The 14,494-nt window shown below is 45.8% G+C and carries 18 protein-coding genes; 16 read left to right on the top strand and 2 right to left on the bottom strand.

Features of this window, described 5'->3' with window-relative positions; all coding sequences use genetic code 11:
- Positions 1 to 59: 59 nt before the first annotated feature.
- Both ACNQ0W_RS21980 and ACNQ0W_RS21975 read right to left on the bottom strand, forming a co-directional pair.
- Positions 60 to 821, bottom strand: coding sequence for a methyltransferase (locus tag ACNQ0W_RS21980; RefSeq protein ID WP_001447802.1), 762 nt, complete (start codon positions 819 to 821; stop codon positions 60 to 62).
- 80 nt (positions 822 to 901) lie between these two features.
- Entirely contained in the window at positions 902 to 1,666 is a 765-nt protein-coding gene (locus ACNQ0W_RS21975; protein WP_000277498.1) for a hypothetical protein, read from the bottom strand.
- A gap of 331 nt (positions 1,667 to 1,997) precedes the next feature.
- Here ACNQ0W_RS21975 and ACNQ0W_RS21970 point away from each other — a divergent pair, with 331 nt between their 5' ends.
- The 16 genes from ACNQ0W_RS21970 (at position 1,998) to ACNQ0W_RS21895 (ending at position 14,306) form a co-directional block, all read left to right on the top strand.
- A complete protein-coding gene (locus tag ACNQ0W_RS21970; RefSeq protein WP_012695482.1) occupies positions 1,998 to 2,513 on the top strand; it encodes a hypothetical protein in 516 nt (171 codons plus the stop codon).
- Between the two features lie 103 nt (positions 2,514 to 2,616).
- Positions 2,617 to 3,048 carry a hypothetical protein gene (locus ACNQ0W_RS21965; RefSeq protein ID WP_001251242.1) on the top strand — a complete coding sequence of 144 codons (432 nt, stop codon included), beginning with the start codon at positions 2,617 to 2,619 and terminating at the stop codon, positions 3,046 to 3,048.
- Between the two features lie 221 nt (positions 3,049 to 3,269).
- Entirely contained in the window at positions 3,270 to 3,473 is a 204-nt protein-coding gene (locus tag ACNQ0W_RS21960) for a hypothetical protein (protein ID WP_012477421.1), read from the top strand.
- 32 nt (positions 3,474 to 3,505) lie between these two features.
- Positions 3,506 to 3,757, top strand: coding sequence for a hypothetical protein (locus ACNQ0W_RS21955; RefSeq protein ID WP_000115760.1), 252 nt, complete (start codon positions 3,506 to 3,508; stop codon positions 3,755 to 3,757).
- A 401-nt stretch (positions 3,758 to 4,158) separates the two neighbouring features.
- Positions 4,159 to 6,549, top strand: coding sequence for an Ig-like domain-containing protein (locus ACNQ0W_RS21950; RefSeq protein WP_000694552.1), 2,391 nt, complete (start codon positions 4,159 to 4,161; stop codon positions 6,547 to 6,549).
- 433 nt (positions 6,550 to 6,982) lie between these two features.
- Positions 6,983 to 7,453: a hypothetical protein gene (locus tag ACNQ0W_RS21945; protein WP_000170639.1), complete on the top strand. Its 471-nt coding sequence runs from the start codon at positions 6,983 to 6,985 to the stop codon at positions 7,451 to 7,453.
- A 49-nt stretch (positions 7,454 to 7,502) separates the two neighbouring features.
- The gene (locus ACNQ0W_RS21940) at positions 7,503 to 7,799 is read left to right on the top strand and encodes a type II toxin-antitoxin system RelE/ParE family toxin (RefSeq protein ID WP_000581857.1); all 297 of its coding nucleotides are present in this window, start codon (positions 7,503 to 7,505) and stop codon (positions 7,797 to 7,799) included.
- 44 nt (positions 7,800 to 7,843) lie between these two features.
- On the top strand, positions 7,844 to 8,989 hold the full coding sequence (locus ACNQ0W_RS21935) for a hypothetical protein (RefSeq protein ID WP_000339750.1): 1,146 nt from the start codon (positions 7,844 to 7,846) through the stop codon (positions 8,987 to 8,989).
- 405 nt (positions 8,990 to 9,394) lie between these two features.
- Positions 9,395 to 9,772 (top strand): hypothetical protein, encoded by a 378-nt coding sequence (locus ACNQ0W_RS21930; RefSeq protein ID WP_000645320.1) that lies wholly within the window; start codon positions 9,395 to 9,397, stop codon positions 9,770 to 9,772.
- A 91-nt stretch (positions 9,773 to 9,863) separates the two neighbouring features.
- The gene (locus ACNQ0W_RS21925) at positions 9,864 to 10,292 is read left to right on the top strand and encodes a hypothetical protein (RefSeq protein WP_000069824.1); all 429 of its coding nucleotides are present in this window, start codon (positions 9,864 to 9,866) and stop codon (positions 10,290 to 10,292) included.
- A 64-nt stretch (positions 10,293 to 10,356) separates the two neighbouring features.
- Complete coding sequence (locus ACNQ0W_RS21920; protein WP_001290639.1) at positions 10,357 to 10,614, top strand: hypothetical protein; 258 nt, start codon at positions 10,357 to 10,359, stop codon at positions 10,612 to 10,614.
- A 155-nt stretch (positions 10,615 to 10,769) separates the two neighbouring features.
- Positions 10,770 to 11,378 carry a hypothetical protein gene (locus tag ACNQ0W_RS21915; RefSeq protein ID WP_000833775.1) on the top strand — a complete coding sequence of 203 codons (609 nt, stop codon included), beginning with the start codon at positions 10,770 to 10,772 and terminating at the stop codon, positions 11,376 to 11,378.
- Positions 11,379 to 11,548: 170 nt separating this feature from the next.
- A complete protein-coding gene (locus ACNQ0W_RS21910) occupies positions 11,549 to 12,799 on the top strand; it encodes a site-specific DNA-methyltransferase (RefSeq protein WP_000104393.1) in 1,251 nt (416 codons plus the stop codon).
- 294 nt (positions 12,800 to 13,093) lie between these two features.
- Positions 13,094 to 13,414 (top strand): hypothetical protein, encoded by a 321-nt coding sequence (locus ACNQ0W_RS21905; RefSeq protein ID WP_000834113.1) that lies wholly within the window; start codon positions 13,094 to 13,096, stop codon positions 13,412 to 13,414.
- A 242-nt stretch (positions 13,415 to 13,656) separates the two neighbouring features.
- Entirely contained in the window at positions 13,657 to 13,983 is a 327-nt protein-coding gene (locus ACNQ0W_RS21900; RefSeq protein WP_000556022.1) for a hypothetical protein, read from the top strand.
- Between the two features lie 65 nt (positions 13,984 to 14,048).
- Positions 14,049 to 14,306, top strand: a complete 258-nt coding sequence (locus ACNQ0W_RS21895; protein ID WP_001052325.1) for a hypothetical protein — start codon at positions 14,049 to 14,051, stop codon at positions 14,304 to 14,306.
- Positions 14,307 to 14,494: the final 188 nt, after the last annotated feature.

Genomic DNA, 14,494 nt, shown 5'->3' with positions numbered 1-14,494 from the left:
CCGGTCAGGTAACTTTAACCGGCTACTCGTATTAAGATTTCTTTCCGGTTGCTTGTCAGTTAGCGGCGAAGATCAATTTCAAGGCGGGCTGTTTTGACCTTTGTTCCGGACTCCCTAAATGTATCATCCGGAAGAGGCGAAATTTGTCCGCCAAGTTGTTTGACTCGCTCCCTGAGCGCTTTTGTCAGTGTGTCTTCCCGGAACAATACCCCAGCTGACAGAATGGCCTGTAAGCGACCTCGCTTAGCGAGCATTGCGATGGCATGCATGACATGTTTAACGTCAGAGCGTTTAAGGAATGGTGGATTCATAACGATAACATCAAAAGTTTCATCGGGCTGGTACCCAAGAAAGTCGGTATGCACCAGCTCGACTCCTGTGCTAAGGACACTATCGTTCTTCACTGCAAGGAATCGCTCATCGTTCAATTCGATCCCGGTAATCAATGCATCCGGAGCCGCCAGTTTTAAGGCTTTCAGAATGCGGCCATCACCAAACTCTGGCTCCAGTACACGCTCCCCGGCAGCTGGTTCAGCGCGTAGAACCATATCTGTGACTAAATTCTCAGGTGTAGGGAAGAAATTGAACAGATCTCGTGGGATGTCAACCGAACCTGTCAGAATGATTTGCTCGATACGCTCAGCTGCATCCGCCGTAAAAATATGTGCCTGCTCTTTTCGGTTCCATTTGCCACCGGCGGCTTCGAGCACTTTGTTTGTCTTAACATAAATGCTGCGGTCGAGCTGGTCGGCCAGGAAAAGAAAGTTCCCTTCAGCACGGCAGCGAGATAAGACGTTCAGAACTTCAGTTGAGATTTGCATTAAAACTCCATTAAGAGGATTTACCCGCCTGGCGGCAGCGGGTTGGTTACTTAAACGGGACAATTCAGATTTGGCCTTGGTTAGTCGGCAGACAACAGCAGGGATGGGCTGTTATAAGAGAAGCGGTCAACGGGAGCCTTATCAAATCGCTGACCGCTTGCATCAGGGGTCAGAACGAGTCCGTTATGGGCGCAATGAATGTGGAGCAACATATCCCCGCCGGTGTTGATGTGTAAGGCAGGCACACCCTGATCGATTTCGAACATGACACCAAAACAGGGGTTACCTTCCTTGTTAACAACTTCACAGTGGATGTTATGTTGGCCGGTAACGCTGACCTGATAGGCCTGACTGTCCTCTTCTGGCAGTGTTTCCTCCTCCAGGCGCCAGTCCTGAAGTGTGAGGCTAATTTCAGGGGTGTCATGCTCTTTCTGAAGAGCCTGGATACCTTTACGGAACAGCTGCATCATTTCAGGAGTAAGGCAGTCTTCCTCAGCTCCAAAATGTTCTTTCCAGCCTTCAGGATCTGCATACATCCAGACGTTTTTAGCGAGCGAAGGTAAGGAAGCATCAGGCTCTACAAGGAGGTGAGGGATGTTCTCTTTGATTCCGAGATAACGTACCGGCTGGCCATTAAGCGGTAACCCATCCGACACTGTAACTTCTGTTCCTGGCAAGACGACGCTGTTTACCAGACCTCCACAATGTTCGGCCACCACGCGGCCTAAATCTGCCATAAACATCCGATGCTTTTCTGGTGAGTCCAGCTCACCAAGGAGTTCAGGTTTAAGCAGTAAACCGGTAATAATCTCAGTCAGTTCACGAGGAGATACTAATTTATACATTTTGTTTTCCTTTTCTGTGTTGGCTTTATATTACCAATCCAGATGCACGAGCTAATAACCTCCAGACAACTTTTTCAAAAATTATTTACTTAAAGCAGGGTGCTAATATGCGCAAGAAATGAATTTAGGAAGGACGGCTTCAAATTTAACTTTTTGGTTTTTTATTTTAGACGGACTTTAAAATAGCATCGTTGATAAAATAATAAACATGGTTTGTTTTTTTGTTTGTATTGACAATCAAATGGGTATAAATTAATTTACTTACATGGCGTATATTTAACGCCACCGCCCCGGCGGCACCGGGCATAAAAGGAAAACCATTTTGAAACCGATGCTCAAAAAAGATTTTTTTTCAGCTATTGAAAACCTTCTCAAAGCTGGCTTTCAACCTCGCTTTTACACTGTTAACAGTGGCCGAATCGGTCTCATTACATTCACTGATAAAAATGGAACAAAACAGGTTGAACAGGTTTATTCCTGCACTTCTTTAGCCGCCAATACTTTTGGAAAGCGCTTCACCACTTGGTTAGAAGAAATTTTTCAAAAGCATAATGAAGAAAAAGTAGCTGATTCCGGGTTCGAGGTTGGTAGCCGTGTCTGGGATAAATTGATGTATACGTTGCGCACCATTTCAGAAATTCGTGCCGGGGGGGTGCTGGTGCTGGATAACGGTGCACAGCGTACACTGGATGAAGTGCAAAAAACGGCACCTGAAACAAACCAGGTGGAGCCAAAGGAAATCTCTTCACTTCAGGAGCTGCTGAACGCTTCCAAAAATCTGGAGCCGACTTCGCCTGAGCTAATTGCGGCTCTTAATGAGGCTCTGTCAACCGCCATAAAACGGTGAATGCAACGGCAGTCTGGCACATCAGGCCTTGTCAGAGATTAGGCCTGAAAAGCACTTACGTACCGATATAACACCTAATTCCCCTCTAAGGAGATTGCCCTAAATGGCGATGAATAAAAAAGAACAAGCCGCGTATGATGAGCTGGTGGCACAGGCCAGAATAAACCGCGCTTTACGCTGGTCTGACTATGGCGTTGAACGCGATATGCCCGTACCAGAGGTCTCGGGGGAATACCAAAACGGCTGGAGCTTCAACACCGCCACTGGCACTGTTTATCCGACATGGAGCGGAACTACGGTTCACGGCACACGGGAAGAGGGAGAGGTTGTCGATGCAACCTCCCGCCGCATGCGAGGCATGAATGGTAGCCAGAACGGCATACCACAATACAGCACCAAAGAACGCGCCCTGAAGGCATTACGCTGTTCGCTTGAAATCAAGTTTGCCATGCAGCTGGATGCCATAGATAAAGCTATCGCAAAAGAAATAGAGCTGTCCACCGCTCGCCGGGAGAGCGATACATCAGATGCCTAGCGGTAAACCATCAATTCAGGCCCGTGATCAGAGGGGCCTTAACGCCCTGAAAGAGGCGGTTCCAGCGACGGCACAACTACAGATGCGGGTTACCCCTGAACGTAAACTGCGTTACGTCAATCAGGCAAAGGCCGAAGGTCTGGGTCTAACAGACTGGGTCCAAAAGCATATGGATAACGTGTGTGATCTGGCAGGCCAGCCTGAAATAACCATGTACAAAGATGATGGAGAAACAAGTGGCCAAAAATAACAACAGTCTCAAACAGCATGTCTTCAATATGCTGTCGGCTGGCAGCGAACTTAAAGAAGTGAAGCGTTTTCTCACCAGCAAGCGAGTTAAAGCCCGCCTGGCAGTGTCAATGATCCACGAGCAGGCGATTGCTGTGCAGAACACTGAATACCAGAATTATCCGGCTTATAGCTAACTGGTAACAACAATTACAGAGAGATACTTAAAATGAGCGTAAACCCAGAATACACCAGGGTTCAGCATGTCCAGATTATTCGCGAGCGAGATGGGCAGAAGGAAGTTGTTCGAGTCTATGATGAAGATGGCGACGTGGTTCTGTGTTTACCTGCCTACATTCAGGATGAGGAAATAAATCTTATTCTGCGCCGGTTGAATGACGTATATTCAGTCGGATATCGTGTAGGTGATGCAGCCCGCCGCCGCGCCATCAAAAAAGCGCTGGGGGATGATGAGGAGTAAGGCCATTTTTACTGGCAAGATATCTGTATACCGGAGTCTTTAGAGTACGTTCTAATGGCTCCGGATTATTAATACTGTTTTACTCATGCAATAAAAAGCAAACCAAAATTCTTTCGCTAATTCATTTTTAAATGCTCAAATCATTAAATGTAAGGAGCGTTATTTATCAATAGGTATGGCGTTCTTAATGGCTATTAAGCTAGTTCTGCTTTCGCTTGCTTCTGGAAATTAGGGAAACCTAATTTTACCCTATCAAAAAGTAACTTTTCTGGTTTTGTTGCATTCACGTAAACAAAAAAGTCCCGCCGGGCAGAAAAGAAAAACATCAAAAATAGCTATTTTCCCGAAAAGATCACGAACACTGAAAAAGTATCATGGGGAACCTGATCAGGAGACAACCCATGAAAATCAAACTAGCCCTGCTTATTGCATTTGCAGGTTTCAGCGCAGGAGCTTCCGCTGAAATCGCAGAATTCAGCTTTAAAGATACCCTGAACGTTAAAAAGACCGTATCGCCTGCATCCGTATGGATTAATCCGGTAACGAGCTTTGACGTTGCCGTTATTTCCGGTCTGGACCGTTATATTACGCTCAGTCTGCTGAAAAGTGACGGGAGCCTCATCTGGAGCACGAAAAGCAGCCTGGTTACCGTTGATGACCGTACCACATCTTCGACAGGCTTTGATTATTACGGCAAGACTCTGACCGTACCAGCGATGGGAGAAGATAGCTTCACCCTCAGAGAGGTGATTACCGACTTGCAAGGGAAGGAGGTCTCCCGGCAGGATTACCCGCTTGCAATTGACCGAACGCCTCCGGCAACGGGTACCATAAGTTATACGAGAAATGGGTGGAACTTTGGCAGCGAAGCGATCTTCACTTCAGTACCAGCCGGTATGCAGTACGCCAGCGTCCAGGCACTGGTCTTTAATGGACTGAGTGATAAAGGTTCCGGGCTTGCTAATGCTGAATATTTCATAACCGATGCCGCTGGAGTGGAGCGTAAAAAGCCAGCGGAAATTAATACAGTGGAAGGTAGCGTAACCGTTCAAGTCGCCGACGCAAGCAGCAATGCCCTGGCACCGGAAAACCGCTCTGAATATAAAGTGGGGATCTACCTTTATGACAAAGCGGGAAACAGGAGCGAACTAAGCCGCCGAAGCGTAATTGATCGGGTTAAGCCTGACGATATCATCCAGGTGCAGGACGCCACTACCGGATCATGGGTCTCCTATCAGTCTGGCATGACCGTCTTCCAGAACCCTATTTCCGTACGGGTATTAAGGAAGAAAAGTGACTTTACTGCTGTTAACGGTTCCAAATATGGCTGGGCGGACTCGAATTTCCAGACGTCCGATAGCACTTATAATATCTATACTTTCAAATACATATATCCAAATGTGGGGGATACTTATCATGAATTTCAGACTCTGGCGGGAGGAGTAAGACGAATTCATCATAACTCCCTCAACTTCACTCCAGCCCCGGCGATGGAAATAGCCCCGAAGATAGTGGCTAAAGAGATGTACCGGAGTGATACCAGTGAGTGGTTAACTCAGGCCTCAATCAGCGTTAAAACCGCCACCATTAGCCGCATAAAGGTAACCGCAGAACCCCGACCATACGTGCAAAAGTTCAGAACGGTAAAAAATGCAGCCTGGTTCTGCACTATTCCTGTCGGACAAAGTTCATGCGAGATGACGGTTAACTTCAACTACACCAGTGACAAAGGATTTGAGTATCTGCATCTTTACTCGGGAAAAGATGGTGACAGCATATTCGATGCGCTTGCTGGTAATTTTACGGTTATCTGGGATAACAACCCACCGGTGGTTAATGTCGCTCAGGTAAACAAGGCCTCCAAGACAATCACTATGACGGCCACCGATAATGATCGCGTCAACGCCTGGAACATCAGCTACTGGGATACCAAAGTTTTCGAAGCCACCCTTAAAAATGCCCGGGGGGAAACTTTCACCCTGAAGCCTGTGACTGTCAGTGAAAGCGATTATAAAACCAAAAACGCCACTTTCTCATACGCTGGTCTACCGGACGGGGATTATACGGTTGTTAGCGTGTCTGCCACGGATCTTGTTGGAAACACAGGAACCAAAACGCTTAATGCACCGCTGAAAATTGACTCAACGCTTCCGGTTATTGCGTTCAGCTTTAATGGCGCAGACGCAGAAGGAAAACTGGTTAAAGGGCTTGAGAACCTACGCATAAGCGTTACTGATGCCTCTGGGGATGCTTCCCTGATATCGCTTCAGCTCGCTGGTGGACCTAACTCTGAAAAGGTCACCCTTGCATTCACGCCGCTATCCAAGGATGTCTTTATTCCTGAATACCCCAGAATCTTCCCCAATACTGACGAATCGGGACAGATGTATCATCTGGAGGCTCTGGCTATTGACGAATCAGGTAACCGGACCACTAAAACGCTTAATTTTACCTACCAGCCAGCTAACCTGATTATGCTGGATAATCTCAAGACGCTGGCCACAGCCGTAGCACTGAAAGCAACGGACAACACGCCGCTGGCCATCATCCGAACCAGTGTGTTGCGTCGTCAGGACGGTTCTATCATTACCGGACAGTTAAACGGAACCCTGACTGTTCAGAAAAACGCCCAGTTCGGCGTTACGGTTGCCGGAGTTACGGTCCAGCCTGGTGAAACTAAATCGCTGTCACTGGATCTTGGTAATGGTGAAGAGCGCACATATCCCGTTACTCCCGCTGTAAGTGGTCAATCTGGCACGGCCACATTTACTATAGAATTCCCTCAAACATAAACCCTACACAAGGGTACGGTAGTATGCCGTACCCTGTTACGCCATCCTCAATGTAAAATGTAGAGTTGAGCATGACTTAATTATTACTTTCTCATTAAGTGTCTCTTAAACTGCAAACGGGAAAGTAATATTCCCGAGACGGGAAGGACTCCTTCCTTTTGGTTATAATCTATGATGCTAAACTGTGTAATTACACCGGAACAATGTCCTCGTTTAAATCGCTGGCACCAGTACATGATTTATCCATGAATGCTTTTTGATGCAATTTTACTTCAGAATGCTCTTAATTTTTTAAACAAATTATATTTGAATCCTTCGTGTATAAATTTGCAGCCCCTCTCTCAATGTTTTTTTAAAATATTTACTCTCAGGTTATTAGCCAGTAGATTCATTCTGTCATGATTACTCCAGAACTAACCGGAGGAATCACATTATGACCAAATATTATGATCGCAGTGGAATTGAAATCTCCAGCGCAAAAATCCGCTGTGTTGATTCTGTAAAAGGTACTGCGGAATATACTTTTCGTATTGTTTGCGATAAATGCAATGGGCGGGGAGAGCGTAAGCATTTTTATAGAAGTCGCTGTATGGCTTGTAAAGCCACGGGTTACAGCCTCGAAACGACCCGTACTGCTTACACGCTGAATGCGCTGTACCGCATTAATGCGCAAGCTGCCCGCAAAGTGTCAGCATCCCTGCAAGACGAGCGTTTAAGGACTGAAAGCGCCCACAGTTCTGCGTTCACAGCATGGTGCAGGTCTCATCAAAAAATGGTTGATGCAATCACCCAACAATCCAGTAGTAATAATTTTCTGGAAAGCCTTAAGTCTTCTTTAACCCACCAGCGTCAGTTAAGTGATAAGCAGCTGGCAGTTGCCGCCCGCATTTTAGGTATTCATTAATTCAAAGCCCTTTTAATTTAATTTTAAGGTCAATTATTACGGAGGAACTATGATCCATTCATTTAAAGACAGACGGCTTGAAAAGTTCTTCCGTAATGGAAAAACAACGGCAGGTATTCCTTCTGAAATTATTAACGCGATTCTGTGTCGACTTGAAACGCTGGATAATGTCCAGAGTGAGCGGGAGTTATTATCCAACAGCTTGCGTTATGAACGCTTAAGAATGACGTCAAACCGTTATTCCTCCATTCGAGTAAACTCTAAGTATCGATTATTCTTTGAATGGAATGATGGCGCACATAATGTTCATTTGTCTGCACATGACTATAAATCGCTCATCCATTAAGGTTAAAAATGAAGCTATTTTCAATTTCATCCCGGGATACAAGCATGGACGCGATGTTTTATATCCAGGCCAGTACTAAACAACAGGCAAGTTACATATTTAGTACCCTTTCCCCGAAGCCTACTGCGAACTGCCAGCTTACAGATTTGCAGAATGAGACGGTCGTCCCTTCCATAAGCCCTATTTCGCTTTCACTTAACCCCTGGTCGATCAATTCCCAGTCCCGAACCCGGGAACTGCGTATGGCCACGCATGGTCTTAACCTGATCTGTGCAGTCACGGATGAGCATACCCGTCAGATAGTTGACTTTTGCGATAACCTTGGACAGCAGCTTAAGGATCCGGACGACAAAAGCGCCTGGGTTAAGCTCATTAATTCTGAATGCGCTTTGCTTAATTCTCCGCGTCTCTATCCCGTTCTGCTTGAGCCGGATACACCGGCACAATTTGAAATCTTTGTGCCAGCTCCGGAAGATGGAGAACACGACACGGTCATAGCCAGCGTTGTTAAAGAATGTTTCGGAGATGAATGCCGGTACAGAGTAACGGACAAAGCTTTTGCAATGTCGGAAAAGCCAGTCATCAGGCTGGAAGCTCATTTCAATGACAAACGCGAAAAGGTTTTAGAACTGACCTTTTCCTGTTTCAATCTTTCACTCTCAGCGTCCGTGCATGAAAACCAGCTACGTCAGATTTTGTTACTTTGCGAAGACTTTGGCGTAAGGCTTCAGGGTAGAGCAGGGGCATCCTGCCACGTTAATATGCGCAGTGCTTACCGTCGTCTTGCTCATGTTGGCACCGGCTCTCGCCCAGGTGATGACAGTGATGTGCGGGTCTATACCTCGTTAAAAGAAGAAAAAGATGTTAAGAGGCTGCTTGATAAGTCAACCAGGGGAAGTGAGCTTGTACCGGCGAGGCACGGGCAGCAGTTTAACGGGGTCTTAGTGAATGCCACACCCGCATCGGCCACTACTGGTTTCATTTACCTTTCGCATGATTTTCCGGAAGGCCAGTTTATGATGACAGCCGAGGTGTTGCATGTTGGAATTACACCAGGCGGTATTTACTACATTGAAACACTGGACGGTTACCGGTTTATCGTGACAGCGTTTGAGAAGGGATTAATGAACGGTTTGAGGGAGTTTATAGCTGCAAATGAGGAATATTTTAAGTATTACCGCTGGTCTTAGTATCTGAGCTGAAACCGGTAGGCCAGGGAAGGCAACCGGGAAAATGCAATTTAACCTGATCCTATACCTACGACTATCTTTATCCACTTATAATAGCCTCACCAAATTATAATGCCCGATCACCGCATTTGCTTAAACCTCACATATTCTTCTTATGCTTCCCCTGATAATCTACGACCGAAAGACAAAGGAAAGTGAATACGAAATAAGATTTATGAGCACATAAAAGTTACTTTTCCTTGATGGCACATCACAAACATTGTGGGTTTCATAATCCTTTTTGTTATTTAAAAAGGATGTGTTCAATTCTAATTAAAGGTGGTATTTTTTTTGAAAGTTTGCTGGGAGGTTATTAGCTGGGGGGATGGGTAACAGTATAATAAGTACAGATGAAAAGGAGGTTTTATGAAAGCGTTAGACGTGGTTTCAACTCAACTCAACTTTATTAATCTGTTGGATCAGGCAGGATATGCTCTTTCAGAAATTGTTGTAAAACGCTTCAGTGCTGCACCAGCCTTTAACGAAGGGCACTGGTTGTTCATTGCAGAGCAGGATAACCGCTACATTGAAGTGGTCTGTATTCTCTCTTTAGCTTCAGAAAGCGGAGAGCAGCATATTGATGTTTTTATTAATATGTTCGAAGACCCGATTGATGATGTTATTTCACGAAACATTGAAACCAAAACCTTTGCGACGCTTTATAAATACATTGAACGTATACCTTTTACTCCGGGTGTAAAGAAAGAATTCTTGAGCAGTATTGAGAACATCAATTTTAGTTAATCAAAAACCACAACTTTTTGCCACCAAGTTATTAGGTAATGCTATCAACCTGATATAATTACCTTAACATGAATATGAGCGGAGCCGGGTTATGTCTAATAATACTGAAGTCATTAGCTGTGATTTATTTTCAACTCTATCTTCACTTAATTTTAGCACCGAGGATATTACAGGTTTGACTCCGGCCAACTTTCGAAAGGGAGCTTTCTTACATGCAAAAATTTCTGCTAGCCAGGCCACGCGAGCGACTGATATTTCCATTCAATTACTCACGGATCGTGTTTCAGGTGAAATGAACTACGTAATAGTAATTGGCAGGCACGAAGGACTCCTGCAAAGCGAAGCAATTGACCCAAACGCTGATAAGCAATACCGGGAAAACCGTTATTCTCGCCATTTTATCTCAGTAACCGATGCCAATACCAAAGCCCTGAAAAAAACCTGCAAGGTAATGAAAACATATATCAAAGAGCAGGCATTTAAGCCTAACACCTGGGGGCACAGTTTCATTAAGGGTTGATTTATTCTTGCCCCGGTGAGCCGGGGCAACGCTAAATTAACCTCAAACTGTGCTGGAGGCACAAATGTCTGAAAAACACTTTATCGTTAAAATCCAGAACCGAAACGGCGACCATGAGAATAGCTATGTTCGGTTACTCGTCAGCGATTGTGAGAAAAATGCTTGCCAGACGGCACTCATTTCAGAGTGCCATGGCGAGCTTGAACAGCTGAGTTTTGAAGACGGTGGGGTTTACGACTACAACGGCGAAAATCACTACAGTGTCAGGAGCTGCGTGGAGGTTGCTCCAGAAGACGTTGCAACTTTGCAACGCTTCCTTTAACACCTGCGACATTTGATTAAATATCGGGCGTCCGCTACAGGATGCCCGTGATTTAAACGATTCCTCAAAGATCGCTGTCACTCCTGATAACTGTATTAAGAGCAGGTTTGTGATAGGTTCAGCGTAACAACATTACTGGAATTTTGGTTGCCTTGATGAAGAGCTGCTTTTCTGATTTACCCGTTAAAGACGGCACGTCCGGAACCTGGAAACTGGACACATTCGAAATTACCGCAGATAAGGCGATGAGCCTCGCCCTTCGTGCCGAGTATACAGGTAATACAGACGAGTTTATCCCGCCCGGTAGATATCGGCGTTTGTCCAACGGCTGGGATGTGGTGATGTCCAATACCCCGATGGAGATCAGAACCTGCCAGGATTTTTTAGAGCGAGCCACCGGGCGCGTGCTCATTAATGGTCTTGGTCTGGGGATGGTGCTTCACGCCATTCTTCAAAAAGAAGATGTAACCCATGTAACAGTAATTGAAAAAGAACAGGACGTTATTAACCTCGTTGCGGCCTCGTTTGCAAACGATCCTCGCGTTGAAATTATCCATGCTGATGCAATGATGTATTGCCCACCAGCAGGCGTCACGTACAACGCATGCTGGCACGACATATGGCCAGACTTCGCAACAGCTAACCTCTCACAGATGGATAAGCTGGAAATTAAGTACCGGGACATCTGTGAATGGCAGGGCTCGTGGGGCAGGGAGGAGTGTGAGCAAAAGCACATTGAGTTTCAAAATCTTGGGGCTGATTGAGTACAACTTTTGAAGGTGTCTCCGCTAAAGAAGACTGGGTCTCTTTGCGCATGCCCAGCTGTGCTGCATGACCTGACAAAGCCTATAAATAAACAGATCGGTTTGATTTAGTAATCCCCCTTCCAACCATCAGGCCGATATTTAAACTGCATCTCCATTAAGGATGGCTGATGAGCACGATTTCTACGGATTTAATTGCACGGATCTACGCAGCCTCCGAATTGCCGTTGAGCAACGACGAGCTTTATCGCGAAGTGCAGCGTGAAACTGGCATGTCGGATGCCGAATTGCACGAACTGAAAGAATTTGGGTCAGATAAAACCAGAACCAGCGGCGTCAAACACAAAGTACGCTGGTTTCAGCAGACTCTTCGGCAGGCCGGAGTCATCGAACGCGTTCCAGAAAAACGGGGCGTCTGGAGATACTCCTCTAAGACGAAAACAAACCTACACGAGTCATGGGAAAAGCTCTGTGTTGTCGGTTTCTCAACTTCTCTTGGGGCATCGGTTTTTGGAAACGCCTATGCCTTCTTCAGCAATATCACAGAGCAAATTCATCTTTGCCTGACCTCGCCGCCTTACCTCCTTCGAAATTCAAGAGACTACGGGCATGGCGGGGGGCGTGGCGAGCAGGTTTATATTGACTGGCTTCTGCGTATCCTCGAACCGATCGTGAAACAGCTTGTACCCGGCGCAAGTGTGGCATTGAATATCACTCAAGATAGCTTTAATAGGGGCAGGCCTTCACGTTCTCTGTATCTGGAGCGTCTGACACTGGCATTATGTGACAAGCTGGGGCTTGAGCTCATGGACAGGCTTCAGTGGGTGAATCGCAGTAAGCCCCCATCGCCAACGCACTGGGCATGTAAGCAACGAGTGCAGCTCTGCTCATCGTATGAGCCTGTGCTGTGGTTTACCAATGATGCGAGTAAGGTTCGTTCAAACAACTTACGTGTACTGCAACCGCATTCAGAGCAGCATCTTAAATTGCAGGCAGCAGGCGGTGAAAATCGCACGACCTTTTATGGTGATGGGGCGTACCAGCTTAAAAGCGGATCCTTTGGAAATAAAACAGAAGGAACGATCCCCAAAAATACTTTGTTTTACGGCAATAGCTGCGCTGATACGAGATTTTGCCATTCCATTGCCCGCGAGCTAGGTTTTCCGCTGCATGGTGCAACGTCTCCTACCAGGCTTGCAGCGTTTCTGATTGAGTTTTTGACAGAGCCGGGAGATCTTGTTGTAGATCCCTTCGCTGGCCTGCATAAAGTTCCCATCGCAGCCGAGCGACTTGGCAGACGTTGGCTGGCGACGGACAAAATCATGGAATGGCTGGCGATTTCCCGAAACCTTTTTACGGCCGCACCGGGATATAAGAGTAACCCCATGCTGGACGAGCTCGCCGAACTGTATCGGGCTTAATGCAAGTTAACGGTTTTGATAAAGTGGTTTGAAGCGACAAGCGGTTTATTCATTTTGCATTGTTTCTACCATAAAATGACAATATTAACGGCTTAGCATACGCCGCAGAGATAATTAGGGTGCCATTCATTTCCGGTTGTCTGTATTAACGAGTGTATTCAATATTCACTTGTTTCTCCGATATAGACCCAACAAAAAAAACTGATGGTTGTGATACAGAACTTGTTGAATTAACATCCGGTACATTAACTATATTGGTAATTTAGACGGTTTCTAAATTAAAGTTGGACAGATATGAAGTCAGATACAGAAATGGTTTCTCCTATCGAGTTGCACATTGGCGATCATGTCCAGCGGCATGGTGCTTTATTTGAGGTTATGCATATTGTTGAATCCGAATGCGATATTCCCGGCGGCATCCGGGTAGCAGCATGCATTTCACGGGTTATCGGTGACGTTACGGGCAATATTCCTCGTGGTTGGCTGGAAACACCGAAGCGTATGGCTGAGCGAGGAGTTAAGTGGGCGACGAGTCTGCCTGAGGGGCTTTACTTTAACATCCAGGGGAACGCACATGCGAAAGTAAGCCGGGTTATTCGTAATGTGACTAATTGAAACTTTTTTCTGAATTGCGGTGTAAAAGTTACTTTTCACCGCATCGTTTTCCCTAACTACTAAATCAGAGCTTCTCTGAAATAAGCGGATTTAACCGCTAGCGATTTATTCAGGCCATTTTATTCTAATCATTATCCTACACTTCAAAAATATTCATTATTTTTTCTTCTGACCTATTAGCCAGAATTCTCGATTCGGTATCATTTACTTACGGTAAATCTTTTGAAAACGAGGTAAATGGCATGCATTCTCAGGATCCTATCACGAAATTAACCCAGACGTTGCAACGCGACGATGGTTCTCAGGTTCGTATTGTAGCGCAGCGGGGATATGGAAGTGGGCTTACAGCCTCGCTTGATGTGTACGTTCTCCGTCGTGATTCCTCTGAAAGCAACTGGTCACTGTGCGGAAAAGATCCTCACCCAGAGTGGAGAAAGATGTCAGTAGATGAGTATCAGAAATTTGGACGCTCTGAAATGCTGCGTTATGCCACACCAGGTGAAATTCTCAGGGTGGCATCCGCTATTGGCCAGCCAATGAGCTTCCTCGATGGCAACCCTGCGTTTTAGCCCGAACCCTGGCGACGCCTTTTAAACCGGCGTCATTCTTTTTACGAGCAACAGACGGAGAAAAAATGAATCTGAACGAACGAAGCACGAGCGCAGCAACGCCAGATTTGAGCCGACTTTATCTCATTTCCGGGCGCATTATGTTTGATGATGATGATCAGGCCTACCTGGTCGAAGCCGACTCCCCTGGTGATGCAGAGGAGGCTTTCCGGCATCATATTGCTGACAGTGCCGACGACTTAGAAAAGGTGATTATAGTTTCCTCTACAAGTTTCGCTTCAGCTCACAGCAGTCGCGTAATTTGTCGGCCTGCCGTGAAGTAATTTCAACTTCCAATGATATTTCCCTCTTTATAAAAGCCGCCGTCTGGCGGTTTTTATTTGCAAAAATGAATATTAATCCTGAATGATATTAATTTAAGATGAGGTAGTGTTCATATTCTTCTTCTTAATATTTTTTCTAAAAAAACGCCTTCAGGTTATTAGTTGGTATTAGTGTATTTGTTATGATC

It is taken from the genome of Enterobacter cloacae complex sp. 6730903, assembly GCF_048283985.1.
GTDB lineage: Bacteria > Pseudomonadota > Gammaproteobacteria > Enterobacterales > Enterobacteriaceae > Enterobacter > Enterobacter hormaechei_C.
The sequence above is the reverse complement of the archived record's forward strand: the minus strand, read 5'-3'. Positions and strand labels throughout refer to the sequence as shown.